This window comes from Methylobacterium sp. GC_Met_3 (assembly GCF_026540775.1).
Classification (GTDB): Bacteria; Pseudomonadota; Alphaproteobacteria; order Rhizobiales; family Beijerinckiaceae; genus Methylobacterium.
In genome coordinates, this window is the sequence record NZ_JALNUL010000001.1 from 420,459 (window position 1) to 441,006 (window position 20,548).

The following is a 20,548-nucleotide window of genomic DNA, read 5'->3' on the forward strand; positions in this document are numbered from 1 at the left end:
GCCGAGGCTCGTGCCACCTCAGGGTAACGTGCCGGCCCGTTGGGCCGGTCTCAGGGTCAAGGAAGAAGCGCCGCGGAATGCAACAACCCGCCTCCGATGCCCTCCGCGACCGCCCGGCAACCTTCCTCTTCCTGCAGGGCATCGCCACGCCGTTCTTTTCCGATCTCGGGACGGCGTTGCGCGCACGGGGCCATCAGGTCCGGCGCATCAATCTCTGCCCCGGCGACTGGCTGTTCTGGAACGGCGCGGCCGACAATTACCGCGGCCGCCGTGAGGCCTGGGGTATCTATCTCGAGGCCTATCTGACCCGCGAGGGCATCACCGACATCGTGCTGTTCGGCGATTGCCGGCCGTTCCACAAGGCCGCGCGGATGATCGCCGAGGATCGCGGCCTGCGAGTCCACGTGTTCGAGGAGGGCTACATCCGCCCGAACTGGATCACCTGCGAGCTCGGCGGCGTGAACGGCTTCTCGTCTTTGCCCCGTACCGCCGACGAGATCCGCGCGCTGGCCCGGCGCCTGCCGCAGCCCGGCCGGGCGATGCCCTCCACGGGCGACATGGCGCGCCGGAGCGTCTGGGACGTCGGCTACAACCTCGCCAACATCCTGTTTCCCTACCTTTATCCGCATTTCCGCAGCCACCGGCCGACCCACATCGCCGCCGAATACGCCGGCTGGATCAAGAAGTTCGCCCGGCGCGCCCATACACGCCGCGAAGCGGCGCGCTGCGACGAGATCTACCGCGCGGTCGGCTGCGACTACTTCCTGCTGCCGCTCCAGCTCGACAGCGATTACCAGATCCGGGTCCACTCGCCGTTCCTCGGCGTCGAGGGCTTCATGGACCGCGTAATCAAGTCGTTCGCGGATGCCTCGGCGGCGCCGACCCGGCTCCTCGTGAAGCTGCACCCGCTGGACAGCGGCCTGATCAACTGGCGCAAGTTCGCCCGCGCATCGGCCCGCCGCCACGGCGTCAGCGACCGGCTCGACTTCATCGACGGCGGCGACCTGCCGGCCCTGATCAAGGGCGCCCGGGGCGTTGTCATCGTCAATTCGACGGTCGGGATGCTGTCCCTGGAGATGGGCTGCCCGACCCATGCGGTCGGCACCGCGATCTACAACATGGCCGGCCTGACCCATCAGGGCGACCTCGACGGCTTCTGGACGAACCCGACCCCGCCCGACATGGGCCTGATGGCCGATTTTCGCCGGGTCGTCCTGCACCGGACACAGGTCAACGGCGGCTTCTTCTCCAAGGAGGCGATCGACCGGTCGGTGGCCGGCTCCGTGCCGCGCATGGAGTCCGCCCTTCCCGATTCGATGCTGGCGGCCGCGCGGGCGATCCGCGAAGGGACGATGCGCGATGGGGAACTCGCGCCGGTCTACTGACGGCTTACGCCCGAGGGCTTTCCTGGCCTGTGAGTCTTGCCGACCCTTGATCTTTCTACGCCGGCCGGCGTAACCCGCCGCATGCTTCGCATCCTGATTACCGGCGCGTCGAGTGGTATCGGCGCGGCGCTGGCGCGCCATTACGCGCAGACCGGCGCGAGCCTCATCCTCATTGCGCGCAACGCCGAGCGCCTCGAACGAGTCGCCGGGGATTGCCGCGCCAAGGGGGCCGTCGTTGAGGTCGCCCGCCTGGATACCCGAGACCGCGCGGCAGCGATCGCGCTGGTTCACCGGGTGGATGCGGCCCAGCCCCTCGACCTGGTGATCGCCAACGCCGCGGTGAATGGCGGCAACCAGCGGGGCGAGGTCGAGACCGAGGAGACGGCGTTCGAGACCGCCGACATCAACTACACCGGCTCGCTCAACGTGGTGCTGCCCAGCCTGACCCTGATGCTCCAGCGTGGTCGCGGCCAGATCGCGCTGATGTCGTCGCTGGCGGCCTATGCGCCGTTGCAGGATGCGCCGGCCTATAGCGGCGCCAAGGCTGCGCTGGTGGCGCACGGGCTGGCCCTCCGTCAGAAGGTCGGGCCGCGCGGCGTGAAGGTCAACGTCGTGGCGCCGGGCTACGTGAAGACCCCGATGGGCGGCGAGCTGAAGGGCTGGCGCCCGCTGGAGATGAGCGCCGACGAAGCGGCCGTGCACATCGCCAAGGGCATCGCGAAGGATCGCGACGTGATCGCCTTCCCGTTCGTCCTCGCGGTCCTGGCGCGGACCGTCCTGCTGCTCCCGGAAGGCATTCGCCGCGCCAGCCTGTACGCGTTCCGGTTCCAGAGGCGGGAGCGGCGCTGATGGCCCGGCCCCGGATAGCGCTGTTCGTCCTGGAGGCGCTGCCGAACGCCCGGGTGGTGCGCCGGTTCGTCGCCGATCATCGGGCCGACATCGCGTTCGTGGGCCTGTCCAATGCCGAGCGGCCGTCGAGCGGCGGTCTGACCGGGCAGATCCGGCGGCACCTCACGCGCTCGGGCACCGGCATCCTGCCCTATCTCGCGGTCAATTTCGGGCTGCCGGACCTGCTGCGTCCGCTCGCGCCGCTGACCCAGGCGGCGACCGGCAGCGGTGATACGCCGGAGGCGACGCCGCTCAAGACCCTGTGTCGCCGCCTCGGCATCCCGACCCTGACGGTCGACGACGTCAACGGCCCTGAGGTCGCGCACAGGCTGCGCGCGGCGGCGCCCGACCTGATCCTGACCTACCATTTCGACCAGATCCTGAAGCCGGAGACGATCGGGCTGGCACGGCTCGGGGGCATCAACGGCCATCCCGGCCTGCTGCCGCGCCATCGCGGCCCGGTGCCGACGATCCACGCCCTGGCGGATTCGCCCGGCAGCTTCGGCATGACCCTGCACCGGCTCGCCGCCGCGATCGATACCGGCGCGATCCTGTCCCAGGAGGCGGTGCCGCTGCCCGCCGGCACCACCGCCACCCGGGCGGCCGTGGCCCTCCACGAACACGGCCGCGGGATGCTCGACCGCCTGCTCGATGAGGTCGCTCGCACCGGCACCCTACCGGAGGGCCGGAGCTTCGAAGTCTTGCCCTATTGCCCGTTCCCGGACCGCGCGATGCTGGCCTCCCTGCGCCGCCGGGGCCTGCGGCTCACCGACGGGCGGGATCTGCGGGAGGCGGTGAGCCTGTCCGGGCGGGCCGCTTAACCGCCGGTTAAGCCTGTTTGACAAGGATTCGTTCGGCTCATTTCCACCCGCCGACGAGGCCTCGCCCATGCCGGATACCAGCGCCCTCCACGCGGCGTCCGACGTTCTGGCCGCGGGTCGGCAGGTTCAAGGCGGCCGGATCCGGGCGATCTCCGAGAACCTGGCCAACGCCGATTCGGTGTCAGAGACGTCGGGCGGCGCGCCCTATACCCGCAAGATCGCGGTGTTCGCCCCCGTGGTCGCCGACAACCCGCGCGATCCGGTCGGCCGCATCGTGCGCGACACCACCGCGTTCCGCACGCGCTACGACCCGTCGAACGTCGTGGCCGACCGCCGCGGCTACGTCCAGTTGCCGAACGTGAATGCCGCCACCGAGTCGGCCGACCTGCAGAAAGTGGTCCGGAACTACGAGGCCAATCTCAGTGCCTCGGGTATCCTCGACAGGTTGAGCCGCGCAACGCTCGATCTCCTCAGCTGATCCGGGCGTGGCGCCTTCCGTAGCCGGCGTAGAGGGCGAGCCCGATCGCCAGCCAGAGCGCGAGGCGGATCCAGGTCTCAGCCGGCAATGAGGCCATCAGCACCAGGCAGGACAGGATGCCGAGCCCGGCGATGAACGGCGCCGCCGGGACCCGGAACGGGCGCGGCCGGTGGGGATCGGTCCGGCGCAGGATCAGCACCGTCGCGCAGACGAGGCAGAACGCCAGCAGCGTGCCGATGCTGACGATCTCGCCCAGGATGTCGATTGGCACGAGCCCGGCCAACGCGGCCGTGAACAGGCCGATCACCGTCTGGCTGGCCGCGGGCGCCCGCGTCACCGGGTGGACCCGGCAGAAGACCTCCGGGAGCAACCCGTCGCGGGCCATGGCGAAGAAGATCCTTCCCTGCCCGTAGAGGGCGGTCAGCGCCGAGGTGGTCAGGCCGATCAGGGCGCCGATCTTGATCACGATCGCAAAGCCCGAGAGCCCGATGGCGTCGACCGCTTTGGCGATCGGATCGGCGACGTCGAGGTCGCGGTACGGGACGAGGCCGGTGAGCACAGCGGCCATCGCTACGTACAGCACCGTGGTGATCAGGAGCGAGCCGATCAGCCCGACAGGCGCGTCGCGCTGCGGCGCCCGGCACTCGCCCGCGGCGGTGGCCACCGTCTCGAAGCCCACGAAGGCGAAGAACACCACCGCAGCGCCACGGAAAACGCCGCTCCAGCCATAGGCGCCGAAGGTCCCGGCATTGTCCGGTATGAAGGGGTGCCAGAGTTCCGGCCGGAGGTGGACGGCGCCGACGCCCACGAAGGCCAGGATGATCGCGATCTTGCACGCCACGAGGAGCCCGTTCACCAGCGCGGTCTCCCGGGTGGCGCGGGTCAGCAGGGCCGTGAGCAGCAGCACGATACCGACGGCCGGCAGGTTGACGATCCCGCCTTCGCCGGGCGCCCCCGCGAGCGCCGCCGGCAGGCGGAGGCCGAAATCCGCCGCGAGCGACTGCGCGTAACCCGACCACCCCACCGCCACCGTGGCGGCCGCGACGGCAAATTCCAGCACGAGGTCCCAGCCGATGATCCAGGCGGGAAACCGGCCCAGGCTCTCGCGGGTGTAGGTGTAGGTGGAGCCGGCCTCCGGGATCATCGCCGCCAGCTCGGCGTAGCACAGGCCGACGAATCCGCAGGCGATCCCGCCGATCACGAAGGACAGGCTGAGCGCCGGCCCGGCATATTGTGCGGCGGCCGTCCCGGTCAGCACGAAGATGCCGGCCCCGATCGTGGCGCCGAGCCCGATGGCGATGAGGCCCGGAGCCGTCAGGCTCCGGGCGAGGGTCCGGTCCTGACCGGACGCCGCCACGCCACCCCTGGTCGCCGCCGATTCCGCCATCCCACGCCTTCTCCCTGATCGCCCGACATTCGGCCGGGCAAAAGGCGCGCCGCGGGGCCTGTGCCAGGCGCGCGGCCCCACTGTTGCGCAGACTGGATCACCGTCTGCGTCCCACGTCGAGGCCCCTATTCGGGAGGCTTCCGGCGCGGGCTCAGGGTCGGCGCCGACACCGCCTCGGGTGCCGACGCCCCCATAATCAACCGCGTATCGGTCCGGAAGAGCCGGGCGACCACGCCAGCGAAGCGGATGAAGGCGCGGCCCTGCGGGGTGATCACGTAGCCGTCCGCGGTCGGGGCCACGTTGCCCGAGGCATTCTGCTCGGAAAGCCGCCGCTCCATCTGGCGGTACGTGCCGAGGTAGACTGCGTCGAACACAGCCCGGGCGCGGTTCGCGTCGAAGCTCTTATCGGGATGCGCCGCCATCTGCCCGAGCAGGAACACGCTGACCGAGCGGTCGACCGTGACGGGCAGGATCACGAAGCCGCTCAGGTTCAGGGACAGCGACAGCACGCAGGCCCCGAGGGCATCGCGCCGCCGCAGCCCCCAGCGGCGGCCAAGGCCGGCGAGCGCCACGGTCGCCGCCAGCGTGATCAGGAAGGCCACGACCAGCAGGAGGAGACCGCGATAGAACAGGATCGTCACGCCGGACCAGAGATCCGTCTGGAACAGCAGCACGAAGGTGCCGAAGCCGAGAGCCAGGGCCCCCGCGTGCAGCAGCGCCTGGGCGCCGATCCAGCGCAGGACCCGTCCGGTGCTGGGCGAGAAGGAATCAGTCATCGAGATCCTCGACGCGCAGGATCCGCACGAGCGGGTCCGCGTAAGCCGCGTGCGTGCGCCAGATCCAGGACTCGGGTTCGCTCCAGGCGGCGTCCGCCGCGGTGACCACCAGCGCGCCGATCCCGGCCTCGGCCGCCCGGCGGCGCACCTCCGCGACCGGCAGCGTCGCGTCGAAGATCGGCGACACAGCGGCGAGGCGCGCCGCAACTGCCTCGGGCGCCGCGCCGAACAGGCGCGCCTCGCGATCGGCCACTGCCACGGGCTGCGTGCCGTAAAGCCCGAAATCGAACACGCGGCGCGGAAGCGGCGAGGCTTGCAGGACGAGATCCACGGGCAGATGCCTACCGGCCCAGCTGTAGGCTGCGCGCATCGACCGATCGATATCCGGACGCCCGTTCAGGATGGCGAATTGCGGATGCTTCGCCGCGGGATAGGCGCGCATCCCGACAAAGCCGTAGAGCGTCGAGGCGTATCCGAGGAGCAGCAGCACGCCAAGCGATCCCGAAAGCCTGAGCCGCGGGCCCGGGCTGATCCGGGTCACGGCCACGGCGGTCCAGACGAGCGCCGAGACCTGCGCCAGCAGGACCACGCGGGCGCCGAGGTCGTTGTTGAGGATCGCGGAGCGCAGGAACCCGCCGAGCAGCAGCCCGGCCGCGGCGCAGATCGTGAGCAGCCGGCCCGCCTCGCGGGCATGGGCCTCCCGGCGCGGCACGACGTGCCAGAACAGGAGCGCGCCCCCTGCGAACACACCCAGCGCGACGTAGTAGTTCATCGGCAGCAGGATCAACTGGAGGAGGTCGAGGCCCGGCCCGTCGTAGATCTGCTCCAGAGGGCCGAAGCGCCGGATCGCGAACCGGAGCGTGCCGCCGGTATCGGCCCGGTTCGCCAGGATGCCGACGATGTAGGGCGCGGCCAGGACCACGCCGACAAGCCCGGCCGCCGCGAGCCGGGCCACGTCGCGCCAGCGGCGCTCGGATCCGAGCAACGCCAGCCAGATCCCGGCGGTTGCGGCCGCGCCCAGACAGACCCAGATCGACAGCCCCGCGCAGGCCGCGAAGGCGAGACCCGCCGTGGCGATCGCGGCTGCCTCCGCCCGGCGATCCGGCGTCGCCCCGTCGGCGCGTTCGGCCAGCACCAGCAGGCCGAGCCAGCCCGCCAGGGCGGCGGCCACGTGGTGCGGGACCCAGACCAGGGAGGTCGGCCAGTTGACGACCTGCTCGTTCAGCCATTCCGGGACAGGGATCCAGAACCCCGTTCCGGCCCGGTTCGAGAGGACCATCAGGATGTCGAGGCCGCCCGCCGGCAGGAGCACGAGCACCGCCCGGCGCAGGAGCCGGGGGGCAACGTCCCGCGCCAGGCCTGTGGCGGCCAGAAACCGGTCCAGTAGGCCCAGCAGTGCGATTCCAGTCCAGACGGCGAGGCCCGCGAAGGCGGTGCGGCCGTCGACCAGCCGGCCCCCGGCCCAGTCCACGAGGGCGGTCAGCGTATAGAAGAAGTAGTAGTACCCGGCCCGCTCGGGACGGGCGAAGAACGGGTCCACTGGCGGCAGGCCGTGCTCGACGATCGCCCGGGTCAGGGCCGCGTGCTTGACCAAGTCGATGATCGTGAGCGGCTGGTGGAGGGCGGTGCCGGTGTCGATGTCGATCAGCGCGTAGGTCACGATCCCGAGCCAGAGCGCACCCATCGCCAGGGCCGACCGGTCGAGTGGGCCGCGCAGGTCGCGGAGGGCCGGGCGCAGGGCGGCGAGCCCGAGGCCCGCGTTCGCCAGGGCCGCCACGGGCACGCCGGCCGCCTGGATCAGCAGCGCGTCGAGGGCGGGCAGGAGCGCGATGCCGAGGAGGGCCGCGCACAGGGCGCGCCGGCCCGGCGGCAAGGTCCGAAATTCGAGCACGCCGGTGATCGTGCCCAGCGCGTAGCCCGGCAGGAGGACGAGGGGAACGCCGAGCAGCGTCGCGAGCAGGACACCGCACGCATCCGAGAGGGTGCCGTTCATCGCCGGGCCGCGTTTCGTGCGGGTTCCGATTAACACCGGGGCGTTAACCGTTTCCTGGCCGAGCTCCTGGCTGGGTTCCTGGCCGAGGTCCCGGCCGCGCCGCCGCGTGCCGGCGGATCGACCGCAATACGCCCCGGGGCTGGCATAACCGCTGGTTTCGTGTATGGATCGCGCAGCCTCGACCCGGGTTACCGGGCAGGGCTTGAACCGCTTTGCGCTGTGACCGTGCTGGACGACATCCCGGCACCGGCCGAACGCCGAGCTTGCGCGCGCCCGGATGGGGCGCCGCATCCGATCAGCACAACCCGAAAGGCATGCGATGTCGATCACGGCAGAGCGCAAGACCGCGCTCATCAAGGAACACCGCAAGGACGCCAAGGACACCGGGTCCCCCGAGGTCCAGGTGGCGATCCTGACCGAGCGGATCGCGAACCTGACCGGCCACTTCAAGACCCACGCCAAGGACAACCATTCCCGGCGCGGCCTTCTGAAGATGGTCTCGCAGCGCCGCTCGCTGCTCGACTACGTCAAGCGCAAGGATGAGGCCCGCTACCGCGCCCTCATCGAGCGTCTCGGCATCCGCCGCTAAGGCGTCTATCGCGCGGTTCCGGGCCCGGCCCGGAGCCGCGTTTCACGATCACGGGCTGCCGGAATGGGTCCGGCCTCCCGACAAGCGGGCCGCTTCGAGGCGTCGGCATCGGGGCAGGATCGCGAGACACTTCCACGCGGAGTGTCTCGCCGTCTTGCCCCCGGCGGCGCCGGGCCAACGCCCGCCGCAGGCAAGGAAGAGATTAAGAATGTTCGACGTTCAACGCGAAGAGCTGATGTGGGGCGACCGCAAGCTCGTCCTCGAGACCGGCAAGGTCGCCCGGCAGGCCGACGGCGCCGTGGTCGCCACCTACGGCGAGACCTCGGTGCTCGCCACCGTGGTCGCCACGAAGGAGCCGAAGGCCGGCATCGACTTCATGCCGCTCACCGTGAACTACCAGGAGCGGGCCTACGCGGCCGGCCGCATCCCGGGCGGCTACTTCAAGCGCGAGGGCCGGCCCTCCGAGAAGGAGACCCTGGTCTCCCGCCTGATCGATCGCCCGATCCGTCCGCTCTTCGTCAACGGCTGGCGCAACGACACGCAGGTCGTCGTCACCGTCCTGACCCACGACCTCGAGAACGATCCCGATATCGTCGCCATGGTGGCGGCCTCCGCGGCGCTGACCCTCTCGGGCGTGCCGTTCATGGGCCCGATCGGCGGCGCCCGGGTCGGCTACATCAACGGCGGCTACCGGCTGAACCCGCTGGTCACCGAGACCAAGGAGGAATCCTCCCTCGACCTCGTCGTCGCCGGCACGCAGGACGCGGTGCTGATGGTCGAGTCCGAGGCCAAGGAGCTGTCCGAGGACGTGATGCTCGGCGCCGTGATGTTCGGCCACAAGCATTTCCAGCCGGTGATCGAGGCGATCATCCGCCTGGCCGAGAAGGCCGCCAAGGAGCCGCGCAACTTCCAGGCGCCCGAGAACGGCGAAGTCGAGAAGGCCGTGCTGGAGGTCTGCGAGACCGAGCTGCGCGCCGCCTACACCAAAACCGTCAAGCAGGAGCGCTACGCTGCCGTCGACGCCGTGAAGGCGAAGGTGATGGCCGCCCTCTGCCCCGAGGGCGCCGAGAAGTACCCGGCCGAGAAGGTCAAGGCTGCCTTCAAGGAGGCACAGTCGAAGGTCGTGCGCTGGAACGTGCTCGATACCGGTTCGCGCATCGACGGCCGCGACCTAAAGACGGTCCGCCCGATCGTCTCCGAGGTCGGCGTCCTGCCGCGTGCCCACGGCTCATCGCTGTTCACCCGCGGCGAGACCCAGGCCCTGGTGGTCGCCACGCTCGGCACCGGTGAGGACGAGCAGTTCATCGACTCGCTCGACGGCACCTACAAGGAGCGCTTCCTGCTCCACTACAACTTCCCTCCCTATTCGGTGGGCGAGACCGGCCGCATGGGCTCCCCGGGCCGTCGTGAGATCGGCCACGGCAAGCTCGCTTGGCGGGCGATCCGCCCGGTTCTGCCGCCGGCTCACGAGTTCCCGTACACGATCCGTGTCGTGTCGGAGATCACCGAGTCGAACGGCTCGTCCTCGATGGCCTCGGTCTGCGGCGGCTCGCTGTCGCTGATGGATGCCGGCGTGCCCCTGCGCCGTCCGGTGGCCGGCATCGCCATGGGCCTCATCCTCGAGGGTGAGCGCTTCGCGGTCCTGTCCGACATCCTGGGTGACGAGGATCACCTCGGCGACATGGACTTCAAGGTGGCCGGCACGGACGAGGGCGTGACCTCGCTCCAGATGGACATCAAGATCGCCGGCATCACCGAGGAGATCATGCGGGTCGCCCTCGATCAGGCGAAGGACGGGCGTGCCCACATCCTCGTCGAGATGGCGAAGGCCCTCACGGCTGCCCGTCCGGAGCTCGGCGAGTACGCGCCGCGCATCGAGACGATGCAGATCCCGACCGACAAGATCCGCGACGTGATCGGCACCGGCGGCAAGGTGATCCGCGAGATCGTCGAGAAGACCGGCGCCAAGATCAACATCGAGGATACCGGCATCGTCAAGATCGCCTCGGCGGACGGCAAGGCGATCAAGGCGGCCTACAACTGGATTCGCTCGATCGTGGCGGAGCCGGAGGTCGGCGTCATCTATGACGGCACGATCGTGAAGTGCATGGAGTTCGGCGCCTTCGTGAACTTCTTCGGCGCCAAGGACGGTCTCGTCCACATCTCGGAGCTCGCCGCGAACCGCGTCGCCAAGGTGACGGACGTCGTCAAGGATGGCGACAAGGTGAAGGTGAAGTTCCTCGGCCAGGACGACCGCGGCAAGATCCGCCTGTCCATGAAGGTGGTCGATCAGGAGACCGGCGAGGACATTACCGAGAAGGTGAAGGCCCAGCGCGACGCCGACCGGCCCGAGCGCGGCGACGAGCCGCGCGAGCCCCGCGAGGGCGGCCGCCACCGCGGCGAGCGCCGCCGCGAGTCGGGCGAGTAAGCACTCCCATCACCCGCGCGGGCTTCGGCCGGCGCGGGTTCTTACGACAGGCGCGGTCCTCCGGGACCGCGCCTTTTTGTTTGCGGATTACCGTCCTTGCTCGCGGAGGGAAGCAATTCGTAGCGGCACGCCGATCGGCCTCGACCATCGGAACTAGGTCAAGGCGGGAACGCTGCTCGCCGGCCCGCGTTCGCCCGGCGCCCCCTCAACCAAGGATCCTTCCATGGCCAATGACATGATGCACGACATCTTCAGCGGGCAGCCGAACCTGTCCACCACGGAGCGCGCCGTCTCGGTGGCGCTCGGCCTCGGCATCGCGGCAGCGGCCGCGCAGCCGCGGCCGAACAAGCTCCTGAGCCTGCTGGCGCTCGTGGTCGGCGTCGGGCTGGCAGTACGTGGCGCGACCGGCCATTGCGCCGTGAAGGCCGCCTCCGAGCATCTCTGAGCGCACGGGACGGTACGACAAAAAAGGGGCGCCCCGCGGGGCGCCCCTCGTCGTGTCCGGGTGCGCCGGAGAGATCAGTAGGTCGTGGTGCGGCGGCTCGCGATGAAGCCGTAGATGAACAGCACCACCACCGCGCCTACGATGGCGCCGATGAAGCCTGCCCCCTGGTTAGGCCCGTACCAGCCGATGGCCTGGCCCAGGAAGGTCGCCACGAAAGCGCCGACGATGCCGAGGATCGTGGTCAGGATGAAGCCCGACGGCTCGTTCGGTCCCGGCATGAGGAACTTGGCGATGACGCCGGCGAGGAACCCGATGATGATGGTCCAGAGGATACCCATAACAAACCCCAGTGCTTGATTGTCGATGCCGGCAGAACGCTTCGGGCCCCGCGACGGTTGCCCGCACCCTGAGACAGGACGACAAATTTCCGCAACGAGCCGCGATGTGCGGACGCAACACCCTTTACGGCCGGCCCGTCACGACGGCAGATGAGCCCGTTCTGAGAGGTCGGAGACGGGTATGGACATTCAACGGATCGAGCCGGGCAAGCGCATGGCGCAGGCTGTCACCTTCGGCGACATGGTCTACCTCGCCGGGCAGGTCGCTGCCGACATGGTCGGGACCGGGGTGACGATCCAGACCCAGCAGATCCTGTCCGAGATCGACCGGCTGCTGGCCGCAGCGGGCAGCGACAAGGAGCGCATCCTCTCGGCCACGATCTATCTCGCCGATATCGCGACCTTCGCGGAGATGAACGCCGCCTGGGATGCCTGGGTCTCCCCGGAGAACCCGCCGGCCCGCGCCACCGTCGAGGCCAAGCTCGCCGCCCCCGAATATCTCGTCGAGATCGTGGTCGTGGCCGCGAGAAGCCGGTGAGCTCTCCCCGCCGCCCGATCCTGGCGGCCGCCGCCCTCACCGTCCTCGCGGCGCTGGGCTCGGCCGCGATGCCCCGGGCCGCGGAGGAGCGGGTCCTCAACATCTACAACTGGTCGGACTATATCGACCCGCAGGTGCTTGAGGCCTTCACCCGGGAGACCGGCATCAAGGTCGTGTACGACACCTACGACAACAACGAGATCCTGGAGACCAAGCTGCTGGCCGGCCGGTCCGGCTACGACATCGTCGTGCCGTCCGGTCCCTACCTGCAACGGCTGATCCGGGCCGGCGCCTTCCTGCCGCTCGACAAGTCCAAGCTGAAGAACCTCGGCAACCTCTGGCCGGAGGTCACCGGCCGGCTCGCCGCCTACGATCCCGGCAACACCTACGCTGTCGACTACATGTGGGGCACCACCGGAATCGGCTACAACATCGCCGCTGTGCGCGAGCGTTTGGGCGCCAACGCCACGGTGAATTCCTGGAACCTCGTCCTCAACCCCGCCTCGGCCAACAGGCTGAAGGAATGCGGGATCATGATGCTCGACAGCCCGGAGGATCTGATCCCCAGCATGCTGCCGGCCTTCGGCGCCAAGGCCGATTCCAAGCGCTGGGACGACATGACCCTGGTGACCGACGCCCTCTTCAAGGTGCGCGGCACCGTGCGGAAATTCCACTCGTCGGAATACATCCAGGCGCTTGCCAACGGCGATATCTGCGTGGCGGTCGGCTATTCGGGCGACGTGATGCAGGCCAAGCGCCGGGCCGACGAGGCCAAGAACGGGATCGAGATCGCTTACGTGGTGCCCAAGGAAGGCGCACTGATGTGGTTCGACACCTTCGCGATCCCGAAGGATGCCGCTCACCCGGCCGAAGCACTGGCCTTCATCGACTACATGATGCGGCCCGAGGTAGCGGCGGCCAACAGCAACTTCGTCTCGTATGCCAGCGGCAATCTCGCAGCGAAGAAGTTCGTGAAGCCCGAGATCCTGAACAACCCCGGCATCTATCCGGACGAGGCGACGATGCAGCGGCTCTCGACCAACACCGCCTGGGACGACCGCACCCAGCGTTTCGTCACACGGCTCTGGACCCGAGTTCGGATCGGGCGCTGAGCAGGGAGCCGGCGGACCGGCTCCCCCGTTTCCTATGGCCTAGTGCTTCAGATCGTCCGGCACCTTGCCGCCGTTCTCGGCGAGCTTCTGCATCACCTGCTTGTGCAGCCAGATGTTCATCGTGGCCGAGTCATCCTTGTCGCCGCTGTAGTGCAACTCGTCGGCGAGCTGCTTGCGCGAGGCGAGACCGGAATCGAGGCCCAGCAGCTTCATCAGGTCGACGATGGAGTGGCGCCAGTCGAGCGTCTGCGGGTTCTTCTCGGCGAGGCCGGTGAGAACCGCCGCGACGTCCACGGGCTCGCTGCCGCCCGCAGTTCCGGGTGCCGAGGGTGTCGACGGGGTGCTGGTGCCGGCCGGGCTACCCGAGCCTGCGGTTGGCGCGGGCGCGGCATCCGCGGTCCCGCCGCCGAACGGGTGGAGGATCTTGCCGACGATGCTGCCGAGGAGGCTCATGAGTCCGCTCCGATAAATGCGGCCCGGCTCACGTGCCGGGCGGGCGTGTAACGGGCGGTTCCAGCCTGGCGTTCCGACACGGATGCCACGACTCGGTCCCCGCCGGCCGAATTCTACCCGTGGGCGCCGTGGAGCGCTACGCCGAGCAAGCTCAGACCGAGGACGAGACACACGCCGCTCCAGCGCTCCAGCACGGCGGCGCGGGCGGGATCATGGAGCGAACTGTATGCGAGGGCGATCCCGCTAATCAAGCAAACCAAACTTATCACGACGACCAGCGAGTTCCCCTGAACCAAAATCTACGCGACCAGCCATAATCAGTTTTCGCGCTTATGCGAGTCAAAAAATAACGTAGTCAATTTGGATGAGGACAATTTACGCGGCTGGGTCACGTGGACGTGTTCTGGGGTTCATAAACATAATCTGAAGTTGCAGGGCGACCGATCCTGTAACTATGAACCTTCTGTCACGCAGACGAGCGATCTAACGACCTGACAAGATAAAGTGTCTTAGATTAGGCAGGGGTTCGAAGACTTTTCACTTGAACGTCCCGCGCATATGTGCGGCCAGGAACGACGACAGAGCGTATTTCGATCCCTTACAAAACTCTGATTTAGACCCGGTCGAGTAGGGCCGAGACGATCGTGGCCCATTCCTCCGCGACGCTTCCCTGCGGATCTGTGCGGCCGGCACAGCCGTACCAGTAACGCGCATTCCCCGCGTCGCCCTCGATGCGATGGAGATGGGCGTGCACCCAGGCGGCATCGCGGCCCGGTTCCGCCTGCACGAGGGCGTGGGCCTGCTCCCAGCCGCTCGAACCCGGTCCGGAGGGCGCCTGCGCCAGCCACCAGAGCGCGGCCAGCGGGGCCGGCCATTCCGTGGGCGGGGCGGGCTCGGTCAGGGTCGCCGTGAAGGCGGCGAATGCCGGGTCGGCGACAGGCAGGATCTCGGTCACGGCGCTTTCCTCGTTCCCGCGGCGTTTCAGCGTCGGGCGGCGCGCTCCAGCGGCCAGCGGCCCCGGCGCTGGCGGGCAGACCACGCATAGCGCGTATCGCCATCGAGGCAGTCGAGATGGTCCGACAGGCGGTTGCGTTCAAGCCAGCCGAGCGCCGCCTCCAGCTCAGGCAGGGTCATGGTCGCGCGGCCCTTGCCGAGCACGCGCTTCAGCACCGCGTTGTAGCGGTGCGCGAGGTTGCTGCCGCGGGGTACCCGGAGGGACGCCTCGTCCTCCACCGCCTGGGCCGCCACCGTGGCGGCGAGCCTCTGGCGCAGGGTCCGCTCGGTGACGGAGGGCGGCTCGGGTGCCGGGGCTGCCGGGGCGGGCTCGACGAGGCGCGGGCGCAGCAGGGCATAGCGAAGGCCGATCGCATTGCTCTCCAGCGGGGTGATCCCCCCGGGATCCTCGTCGCGCCAATGAGTCCGCTCGGGTACGACGGCGCTGACCGGCCGCTCGCGCCGGGGCCGGATGCTGCTGCCCTGCTCGGTCTCGAGCTCCAGGCGAAACCGGGCGAAGAGCGGGTCGTCGGGGTGGAAGACCAGCGCCTGCTGCGTGTCGTAGGCGCCGGCATGCGGATCGACCCGGGTGGCCCGGGCCAGCATCTGCTCCAGCCAGGGGCGCGAGCGGATATGCGTGAGGGCCGCCACCACGGCGACCTCGGGGGCGTCGAGCCCCTCATAGGCCATCGCCACCGTCACGAGGATCGCCGGCTCCGGCGTCAGGCGGAAGGCAGCCAGCGCCGCATGGGCATCCCCCTGGCCGGAGGTGGCCAGCCGGACGTCCCGCGCCCCCTGCCCCGCCGGCATCCAGCCCCGGAGAGTTTCGAGGTAGGCGCGGGCGCTCGCCTGATCCGGCGCCACCACGAGGAGCTTGCCGAGGCCCCGCACCGCCTCGCCGGGCGGCAGAGCGCGTTCGGCCCGGCGCCGGGCGCGCAGGCGCTTCGTGGCGTGGAACGCCTCGCTCAGAAGGTCGCGGGCGAAGCCGGTGCGCAGCGCCGTGAACAGGGCCGGCCGGGTGGTGATGCGGACCGACCCCGCGCCCAGGCGATGCGGCCCGACCCGGGGGCTGTCCCCGGCGATCCGGCCGCCTTCCAGCCAGCTCGCCTCGCCGTCGATGGCCCCGAACGTTACCGGCAGCACGGCCCGCTCGGCCAGCGCCTGCGACCGGGAATAGCCGATCACCGCGAGCCCGGGTGTATCCAGATTGAGCTCGGGCCCGCGCCCCGGTGCGGCGGGCCGGTAGGGCAGTCCGAGGATGCGCTTGCCGTCGGCGCGCTCCAGCGTCCCGGACAGGTAGAGGCGGAACGTGGCGGCCTCCATCACGGGGAGCATGGCCCGGGACCACGCCCCGGCCTCCGCATCCTCAGTGCTGCCCTCGTCGGATCCCGGCCGTCCGGGGGCCGGCAGGTGATGGACCTCGTCGATCACCAGGAGGGTGCGGTGCGCCCGCGCCTCGGCGAGATGGAGAGCCGGCGCGGCGGCGATCGCCTGATAGGTGGTGATGTAGCCGGACAGCCCCCGGGCGGGATCGCGCTCGTTGTCGGCCGCGCGCACGCTGAGCGCGTGCCCGAAAGCCGCGCGCCAGAGCGGGTCGGCAAAGGCTTCCTCGGCCTGCAGGCGCAGGGAATCCCGCGGCACCACCCAGACCACACGCTCGACCAGACCCGCCGCGATCAACTGGTGGGCGGCGATCACCGGCAGCAACGACTTGCCGCCGCCGGGCGTCACCGCCGCCAGAATATCGCGGACGGCGCCCGCCTCCCCGCTCGCCATGGCCGCCACCAGGGCCATCAGCGTGCGCTGGTGCGACCGCAGGGACGGGGCGGGACGGGTCAATGGCCGACGAAGCAGGGCGACATAGGCCCACCGTGGCCGATCGCGATTCCTTTGTGAATCCCTTCCGTCGCGGAACGTTCGCGTTTTCTTCCGGACGGGTGGTACGGCTGCGTGTCAGCGGCGCGGCGCGGCGCTGCACAGCCCGGTGCCGGATCGGCGCACGAGAAGCGTTGACACCCGGCCCACCCCTCACCATAAGGGCGCCGCGGGCGAAAAAACCTGCCTTGGGGGAATGTCCCGAGCGGCAAAGGGGGCGGACTGTAAATCCGCTGCGTAAGCTTCGTAGGTTCGAGTCCTACTTCCCCCACCAAGTCGATCCCAATCCCGTCAGCCTTGTTTCGCCAGCGCCGCCTCGATGCGCGCGGCGGCTGCGGCGGAAAACCCTTTCCCTTCGAGCCCTTGCCCCGCGGCCGCTTGGCCCGTGAGGCTGCGGCGCTTGCCCGCCGGCATGTGCGCCTTGCGGAGCGCGTGCGAGTCCCGGTGGCTGGCATGGGTGATGGCGATCGCCAGCGCGTCGGCGGCGTCGGCCACGCGGAACTCGGCCTTCGGCAGCAGGAAGCGCACCATCGCCTGGATCTGCACCTTCTCGGCGTGGCCGGAGCCCGCCACGGTCTTCTTGATCAGGTTGGCGGCGTATTCGAACACCGGCAGCCCGGCGAGTGCCGGCACCACCAGCGCCATGGCGCGGGCATGGCCGAGCTTAAGCGTCGCCTGCGCGTCCTTGTTGACGAAGGTCTCCTCCACGGCGACCTCGTCGGGCTGCTGGCTCTCGACGATGCGGCCGATCCCCTCGAACAGCTCACGCAGCCGCAGGGCCAGGGGCAGGTCGCCGTCCGAGGTGACGACACCGCACGCGCCGTAGGTGAGCTTGGACCCCTGCGCAGTGATCAGGCCCCAGCCGGTGCGGCGGAGCCCGGGATCGATCCCGAGGATGCGGACGGGGCTGGTCATGATGCTCCACGGCTCGACGAACGGCCCGAGGCTGCCGTACGTATCGTGAACGCTTGGTTTCACCAAGACGCGGATTTCGTGAGGACGATCATGAGCGCGGACACCCCGATCAGCCGCTTCCCGGTGCTGAAGCTCTCCGACATGCCGGAGGATCTGCGCGTCCGCATCGCCCTCGTGCAGGAGAAGGCGGGCTTCGTGCCCAACATCTTCCTGGCGCTGGCGCATCGGCCGGAGGAGTTCCGCGCTTTTATGGCCTATCACGACGCGCTGATGGACCGGCCCGGCGGCCTGACCAAGGCCGAGCGCGAGATGATCGTGGTCGCTACCAGCGCGGCCAACGATTGCCTGTACTGCGTCGTGGCCCACGGGGCGATCCTGCGGGTCCGGGCCAAGAACCCGCGGATCGCCGACCAGATCGCCATCAACTACGCCAAGGCCGACATCACCCCGCGCCAGCGCGCCATGCTGGATTTTGCGGTCAAGGTAGCAACCCGCTCCCAAGCCGTCGGGGCGGAGGATCACGCCGCGCTGGCCGGGCACGGGTTCAGCCCGGACGACATCTGGGACATCGCCTCGATCACCGCCCTCTTCGCCCTTTCGAACCGGATCGCCAGCGTGACGGACCTGCGCCCGAACGACGAATTCTACGCGATGGGCCGCTGATCAGGGCCGGCGGCCGAGCAGGATGATCGCCGTGCCGACGAGGCAGATCGCGCCCCCCGTGAGATCCCAGCGGTCCGGCCGCTGGCCCTCTACGAGCCACAGCCACAGGACCGAGGCTGCGATGTAGACGCCACCATAGGCCGCGAAAGCACGACCCGCCGCCGGGCTGTCCACCAGGGTCAGCAGAAAGGCGAACAGCACCAGCGATGCGACGCCCGGCAGCACCCACAGAGGGGAGCGACCGACCCGGAGCCAGGACCAGAACGCGAAGCATCCGGCGATCTCCGCGAGGGCGGCGCCGGCATAAGCGAGGAGGGTCATGGTCAAAGCTTGGCACGGCGTCGCGCATGAGGCGAGTTTCGGGCCTGAACGGTGGGCTGCGTTAAGTCTCCCGCAAGGCTGATCCGGTCGATTGGCACCATGAACGCGCACGCCTCCACCGACGACCTGTTGCTGTTCCCCGGCGACGCGCGCTTGCGCGCCGTGGTCTTGGCGTGGCTCGACGGGCTGGCGCGCGAGCGGCGGATGGCGCCCAACACCGTCGAGGCCTACGGGCGCGACCTGCGCCAGTTCCTCCACCACCTTGCCGGGCGGCTGGGCACGCCGACGATCCCGATGCTGGTTGCCCTGAAGGTACGCGACATCCGCGCCTTCATGGCGGCGCGTCGGGCCGACGAGGTTTCCGGGCGCTCGCTGATGCGCATGCTGGCGGGGCTGCGGTCCTTCGCGCGCTTCCTGGAGCGCGAGGGCCACGGCACCGTTTCGGCGCTAGGTGGCGTGCGCTCGCCGAAGGTTCCGCGACGGCTGCCCCGCCCCCTGCCGGTCTCCGCCGCGGTGGCGCTCACCGATACGGGAATCCGCGCCGGCGAGGAGCGCGAGCCCTGGGTGCTCGCCCGGGATGCCGCCGTACTGGCCCTGCTGTACGGCGCCGGGTTGCGTATCTCGGAGGCCCTGGGTCTCACCCGCCGCGATGCCCCGCTGCCGGGCGTCGATCAGGTCACCGTGCTGGGCAAGGGCGGCAAGCAGCGCATGGTGCCGATCCTGCCGGTGGTCGCGCAGGCGGTCGCCGACTACCTCGCCGCCTGCCCGCTTCCGCTGCCGCCGGAGGGGCCCCTGTTCGTCGGCGCCCGCGGCGGCCCGCTCTCGCCGCGGATCATCCAGTACACGGTCGCCCGTGCCCGGGGCACCCTCGGCCTGCCGGAGAGCGCCACGCCCCATGCCCTGCGCCACTCCTTCGCGACCCATCTCCTCGCCCGGCAGGGGGAACTGCGTGCAATCCAGGAACTCCTCGGCCATGCCTCGCTGTCGACCACGCAGCTCTACACCCAGGTCGATGCCGCCCGGCTGATGAGCGCCTATGCGGCCGCGCATCCCCGGGCTGGACGCTAATCTAGATTGCTATTCTTGCGAATTCGGCGGCCGATTGTCTCCAGAACAGTAAGCCGGTCGGCTATAACGGTGAACATCCGTTTTCTTTAAGGGCTTCGTCACCATCGGCGCCCATTCTGACCGTTACGGGGTGGGTCGGCACGGACGGTCGTGATGGAGCTTGCGGAGGCGCGGACGCCCATACGGGTCGTGATCGCGGATTGTGACGCGGGCCGCCGGGCAGCGCTCGGTGATGTGGTCCAGCGATTCGATCCCACGGCCGTGATCGACGAGGCGACGTCCGGTCAGGCTTTGTGCGACATCTTCCTCCGGCATCGACCGACCCTGGCCTTCGTCGGCCTCCAGCTGGAAGATCTGAGCGGGCCCGAGGCGGTCGCGGTGGCGCGGCGCGCGGGCGCGGAGCCGCCCTGCCTGGTCCTCGTGGCCAACCGTGTTCTCGCCCAATGGCAGGAGATCGCCACGAGCCTCGGCGCCTATGAGGTGCTCAAGACGCCCCTCGACCCGAGCCATATCGAGCAATTGCTCCACGCCAATGCCCGCCGTCGGGCGCCGACGCGGGCGCTGCTCGCCTGCTCGTCTCCGGCCGGGCGTTCGGCGATCAGCCGGGTCGTGGCCCGAAGCGGCTTCACCATCGAACTCGACGAGACGGATGACGGCCGCCACGCCCTCAAGCTCCTGAAGCTCGCGGCCTATGACTTTGCGTTCATCGACGTGAAGCTCACCGGCATCGACGGGCTGGAACTCGCCTGCCAGATCCAGCCTCTGGGCCTGGCCACCCGCATCACCCTCCTGACCACCTCCGAGCCGGAGTCGGTTGCTCAGGCGGGCCGCTATTTTGGTGTCGACGCGGTGCTGCGGATGCCGTTCTACGCACGCGACATCGACCTTGCCCTGCACAACGCGCTGGGCCTGCGCCGGCCGTATCTCCTGAACGCGCTGACGGCGCCGCCGGCGCCGAGCGCGCTGCTGCGGATCGTCGATCTACCGAACGCCCGGCGCAAGATCGCCTGATCCCGCGCCGTGGGGATGGACCAGGTCACGGTTTCGAAAGGTCGAGACCTTTCGCGGGTCCATGGCGGAGC

The 20,548-nt window shown here is 69.6% G+C and carries 21 protein-coding genes and 1 tRNA gene; 13 read left to right on the forward strand and 9 right to left on the reverse strand.

Going from position 1 to position 20,548, the window contains the following annotated elements; translation table 11 throughout:
- The first annotated feature begins 77 nt into the window (after positions 1–77).
- From OXS27_RS02095 to OXS27_RS02110, 4 genes are all read left to right on the forward strand, one after another.
- A complete protein-coding gene (locus OXS27_RS02095) occupies positions 78–1,385 on the forward strand; it encodes a capsular biosynthesis protein (RefSeq protein ID WP_243916769.1) in 1,308 nt (435 codons plus the stop codon).
- 81 nt (positions 1,386–1,466) lie between these two features.
- Positions 1,467–2,234: an SDR family NAD(P)-dependent oxidoreductase gene (locus tag OXS27_RS02100; protein ID WP_243916768.1), complete on the forward strand. Its 768-nt coding sequence runs from the start codon at positions 1,467–1,469 to the stop codon at positions 2,232–2,234.
- Positions 2,234–3,094 carry a formyltransferase family protein gene (locus tag OXS27_RS02105; RefSeq protein WP_243916767.1) on the forward strand — a complete coding sequence of 287 codons (861 nt, stop codon included), beginning with the start codon at positions 2,234–2,236 and terminating at the stop codon, positions 3,092–3,094. Before OXS27_RS02100 ends, OXS27_RS02105 begins: the two co-directional genes overlap by 1 nt.
- Before the next feature lie 67 nt (positions 3,095–3,161).
- Positions 3,162–3,572 carry a flagellar basal body rod C-terminal domain-containing protein gene (locus OXS27_RS02110; RefSeq protein ID WP_243916766.1) on the forward strand — a complete coding sequence of 137 codons (411 nt, stop codon included), beginning with the start codon at positions 3,162–3,164 and terminating at the stop codon, positions 3,570–3,572.
- Here the strand turns inward: OXS27_RS02110 and OXS27_RS02115 are convergent.
- From OXS27_RS02115 to OXS27_RS02125, 3 genes are all read right to left on the reverse strand, one after another.
- Complete coding sequence (locus OXS27_RS02115; protein WP_243916765.1) at positions 3,565–4,959, reverse strand: amino acid permease; 1,395 nt, start codon at positions 4,957–4,959, stop codon at positions 3,565–3,567. The two genes, OXS27_RS02110 and OXS27_RS02115, sit on opposite strands and share 8 nt — an antisense overlap.
- Positions 4,960–5,084: 125 nt before the next feature.
- Positions 5,085–5,735 carry a hypothetical protein gene (locus OXS27_RS02120; protein WP_267353937.1) on the reverse strand — a complete coding sequence of 217 codons (651 nt, stop codon included), beginning with the start codon at positions 5,733–5,735 and terminating at the stop codon, positions 5,085–5,087.
- The gene (locus OXS27_RS02125) at positions 5,728–7,728 is read right to left on the reverse strand and encodes a hypothetical protein (RefSeq protein ID WP_267353939.1); all 2,001 of its coding nucleotides are present in this window, start codon (positions 7,726–7,728) and stop codon (positions 5,728–5,730) included. Before OXS27_RS02125 ends, OXS27_RS02120 begins: the two co-directional genes overlap by 8 nt.
- Positions 7,729–8,047: 319 nt before the next feature.
- Between OXS27_RS02125 and rpsO the strand changes: the two genes are divergently transcribed.
- From rpsO to OXS27_RS02140, 3 genes are all read left to right on the forward strand, one after another.
- Positions 8,048–8,317, forward strand: a complete 270-nt coding sequence (gene rpsO, locus OXS27_RS02130) for a 30S ribosomal protein S15 (RefSeq protein ID WP_243916762.1) — start codon at positions 8,048–8,050, stop codon at positions 8,315–8,317.
- 208 nt (positions 8,318–8,525) lie between these two features.
- A complete protein-coding gene (pnp, locus tag OXS27_RS02135) occupies positions 8,526–10,745 on the forward strand; it encodes a polyribonucleotide nucleotidyltransferase (RefSeq protein WP_267353941.1) in 2,220 nt (739 codons plus the stop codon).
- A 223-nt stretch (positions 10,746–10,968) separates the two neighbouring features.
- Positions 10,969–11,190 carry a YgaP-like transmembrane domain gene (locus OXS27_RS02140; RefSeq protein WP_020093742.1) on the forward strand — a complete coding sequence of 74 codons (222 nt, stop codon included), beginning with the start codon at positions 10,969–10,971 and terminating at the stop codon, positions 11,188–11,190.
- Positions 11,191–11,264: 74 nt separating this feature from the next.
- On the opposite strand, the gene OXS27_RS02145 is transcribed toward OXS27_RS02140, so the two are convergent.
- Positions 11,265–11,528: a GlsB/YeaQ/YmgE family stress response membrane protein gene (locus OXS27_RS02145; RefSeq protein ID WP_243916760.1), complete on the reverse strand. Its 264-nt coding sequence runs from the start codon at positions 11,526–11,528 to the stop codon at positions 11,265–11,267.
- 181 nt (positions 11,529–11,709) lie between these two features.
- On the opposite strand from OXS27_RS02145, the gene OXS27_RS02150 reads away from it, so the two are divergent.
- Positions 11,710–12,066 carry a RidA family protein gene (locus OXS27_RS02150; protein ID WP_267353950.1) on the forward strand — a complete coding sequence of 119 codons (357 nt, stop codon included), beginning with the start codon at positions 11,710–11,712 and terminating at the stop codon, positions 12,064–12,066.
- A 68-nt stretch (positions 12,067–12,134) separates the two neighbouring features.
- On the forward strand, positions 12,135–13,178 hold the full coding sequence (locus OXS27_RS02155; protein ID WP_267354280.1) for a polyamine ABC transporter substrate-binding protein: 1,044 nt from the start codon (positions 12,135–12,137) through the stop codon (positions 13,176–13,178).
- 39 nt (positions 13,179–13,217) lie between these two features.
- Here the strand turns inward: OXS27_RS02155 and OXS27_RS02160 are convergent, their stop codons facing one another.
- The 3 genes from OXS27_RS02160 to OXS27_RS02170 form a co-directional block, all read right to left on the reverse strand.
- A complete protein-coding gene (locus OXS27_RS02160; RefSeq protein ID WP_267353952.1) occupies positions 13,218–13,631 on the reverse strand; it encodes a DUF3597 domain-containing protein in 414 nt (137 codons plus the stop codon).
- Positions 13,632–14,244: 613 nt separating this feature from the next.
- Positions 14,245–14,586, reverse strand: a complete 342-nt coding sequence (locus OXS27_RS02165) for a hypothetical protein (RefSeq protein ID WP_243916757.1) — start codon at positions 14,584–14,586, stop codon at positions 14,245–14,247.
- A 26-nt stretch (positions 14,587–14,612) separates the two neighbouring features.
- Positions 14,613–16,463 carry a DEAD/DEAH box helicase family protein gene (locus OXS27_RS02170; RefSeq protein ID WP_267353954.1) on the reverse strand — a complete coding sequence of 617 codons (1,851 nt, stop codon included), beginning with the start codon at positions 16,461–16,463 and terminating at the stop codon, positions 14,613–14,615.
- A gap of 226 nt (positions 16,464–16,689) precedes the next feature.
- On the opposite strand from OXS27_RS02170, the gene OXS27_RS02175 reads away from it, so the two are divergent.
- Positions 16,690–16,773: transfer RNA gene (locus OXS27_RS02175), tRNA-Tyr, on the forward strand.
- Between the two features lie 17 nt (positions 16,774–16,790).
- Here OXS27_RS02175 and ruvC read toward each other — a convergent pair.
- The gene (gene ruvC / locus OXS27_RS02180; RefSeq protein WP_243916755.1) at positions 16,791–17,414 is read right to left on the reverse strand and encodes a crossover junction endodeoxyribonuclease RuvC; all 624 of its coding nucleotides are present in this window, start codon (positions 17,412–17,414) and stop codon (positions 16,791–16,793) included.
- 90 nt (positions 17,415–17,504) lie between these two features.
- On the opposite strand from ruvC, the gene OXS27_RS02185 reads away from it, so the two are divergent.
- On the forward strand, positions 17,505–18,077 hold the full coding sequence (locus tag OXS27_RS02185; protein WP_243916754.1) for a peroxidase-related enzyme: 573 nt from the start codon (positions 17,505–17,507) through the stop codon (positions 18,075–18,077).
- Here the strand turns inward: OXS27_RS02185 and OXS27_RS02190 are convergent, their stop codons facing one another.
- On the reverse strand, positions 18,078–18,398 hold the full coding sequence (locus OXS27_RS02190) for a YnfA family protein (protein WP_243916753.1): 321 nt from the start codon (positions 18,396–18,398) through the stop codon (positions 18,078–18,080).
- 99 nt (positions 18,399–18,497) lie between these two features.
- On the opposite strand from OXS27_RS02190, the gene OXS27_RS02195 reads away from it, so the two are divergent.
- Entirely contained in the window at positions 18,498–19,466 is a 969-nt protein-coding gene (locus OXS27_RS02195) for a tyrosine recombinase XerC (protein ID WP_243916752.1), read from the forward strand.
- Between the two features lie 153 nt (positions 19,467–19,619).
- Positions 19,620–20,477: a response regulator gene (locus OXS27_RS02200; RefSeq protein WP_243916777.1), complete on the forward strand. Its 858-nt coding sequence runs from the start codon at positions 19,620–19,622 to the stop codon at positions 20,475–20,477.
- Positions 20,478–20,548: the final 71 nt, after the last annotated feature.

What these genes read in the sequence shown, in the direction of transcription:
- OXS27_RS02095 (WP_243916769.1), top strand. Translation starts at nt 78, where the DNA reads ATGCAACAACCCGCCTCCGATGCCCTCCGCGACCGCCCGGCAACCTTC.
- OXS27_RS02100 (WP_243916768.1), top strand. Translation starts at nt 1,467, where the DNA reads ATGCTTCGCATCCTGATTACCGGCGCGTCGAGTGGTATCGGCGCGGCG.
- OXS27_RS02105 (WP_243916767.1), top strand. Translation starts at nt 2,234, where the DNA reads ATGGCCCGGCCCCGGATAGCGCTGTTCGTCCTGGAGGCGCTGCCGAAC.
- OXS27_RS02110 (WP_243916766.1), top strand. Translation starts at nt 3,162, where the DNA reads ATGCCGGATACCAGCGCCCTCCACGCGGCGTCCGACGTTCTGGCCGCG.
- OXS27_RS02115 (WP_243916765.1), bottom strand. Translation starts at nt 4,959, where the DNA reads ATGGCGGAATCGGCGGCGACCAGGGGTGGCGTGGCGGCGTCCGGTCAG.
- OXS27_RS02120 (WP_267353937.1), bottom strand. Translation starts at nt 5,735, where the DNA reads ATGACTGATTCCTTCTCGCCCAGCACCGGACGGGTCCTGCGCTGGATC.
- OXS27_RS02125 (WP_267353939.1), bottom strand. Translation starts at nt 7,728, where the DNA reads ATGAACGGCACCCTCTCGGATGCGTGCGGTGTCCTGCTCGCGACGCTG.
- rpsO (WP_243916762.1), top strand. Translation starts at nt 8,048, where the DNA reads ATGTCGATCACGGCAGAGCGCAAGACCGCGCTCATCAAGGAACACCGC.
- pnp (WP_267353941.1), top strand. Translation starts at nt 8,526, where the DNA reads ATGTTCGACGTTCAACGCGAAGAGCTGATGTGGGGCGACCGCAAGCTC.
- OXS27_RS02140 (WP_020093742.1), top strand. Translation starts at nt 10,969, where the DNA reads ATGGCCAATGACATGATGCACGACATCTTCAGCGGGCAGCCGAACCTG.
- OXS27_RS02145 (WP_243916760.1), bottom strand. Translation starts at nt 11,528, where the DNA reads ATGGGTATCCTCTGGACCATCATCATCGGGTTCCTCGCCGGCGTCATC.
- OXS27_RS02150 (WP_267353950.1), top strand. Translation starts at nt 11,710, where the DNA reads ATGGACATTCAACGGATCGAGCCGGGCAAGCGCATGGCGCAGGCTGTC.
- OXS27_RS02155 (WP_267354280.1), top strand. Translation starts at nt 12,135, where the DNA reads ATGCCCCGGGCCGCGGAGGAGCGGGTCCTCAACATCTACAACTGGTCG.
- OXS27_RS02160 (WP_267353952.1), bottom strand. Translation starts at nt 13,631, where the DNA reads ATGAGCCTCCTCGGCAGCATCGTCGGCAAGATCCTCCACCCGTTCGGC.
- ruvC (WP_243916755.1), bottom strand. Translation starts at nt 17,414, where the DNA reads ATGACCAGCCCCGTCCGCATCCTCGGGATCGATCCCGGGCTCCGCCGC.
- OXS27_RS02185 (WP_243916754.1), top strand. Translation starts at nt 17,505, where the DNA reads ATGAGCGCGGACACCCCGATCAGCCGCTTCCCGGTGCTGAAGCTCTCC.
- OXS27_RS02190 (WP_243916753.1), bottom strand. Translation starts at nt 18,398, where the DNA reads ATGACCCTCCTCGCTTATGCCGGCGCCGCCCTCGCGGAGATCGCCGGA.
- OXS27_RS02195 (WP_243916752.1), top strand. Translation starts at nt 18,498, where the DNA reads ATGAACGCGCACGCCTCCACCGACGACCTGTTGCTGTTCCCCGGCGAC.
- OXS27_RS02200 (WP_243916777.1), top strand. Translation starts at nt 19,620, where the DNA reads ATGGAGCTTGCGGAGGCGCGGACGCCCATACGGGTCGTGATCGCGGAT.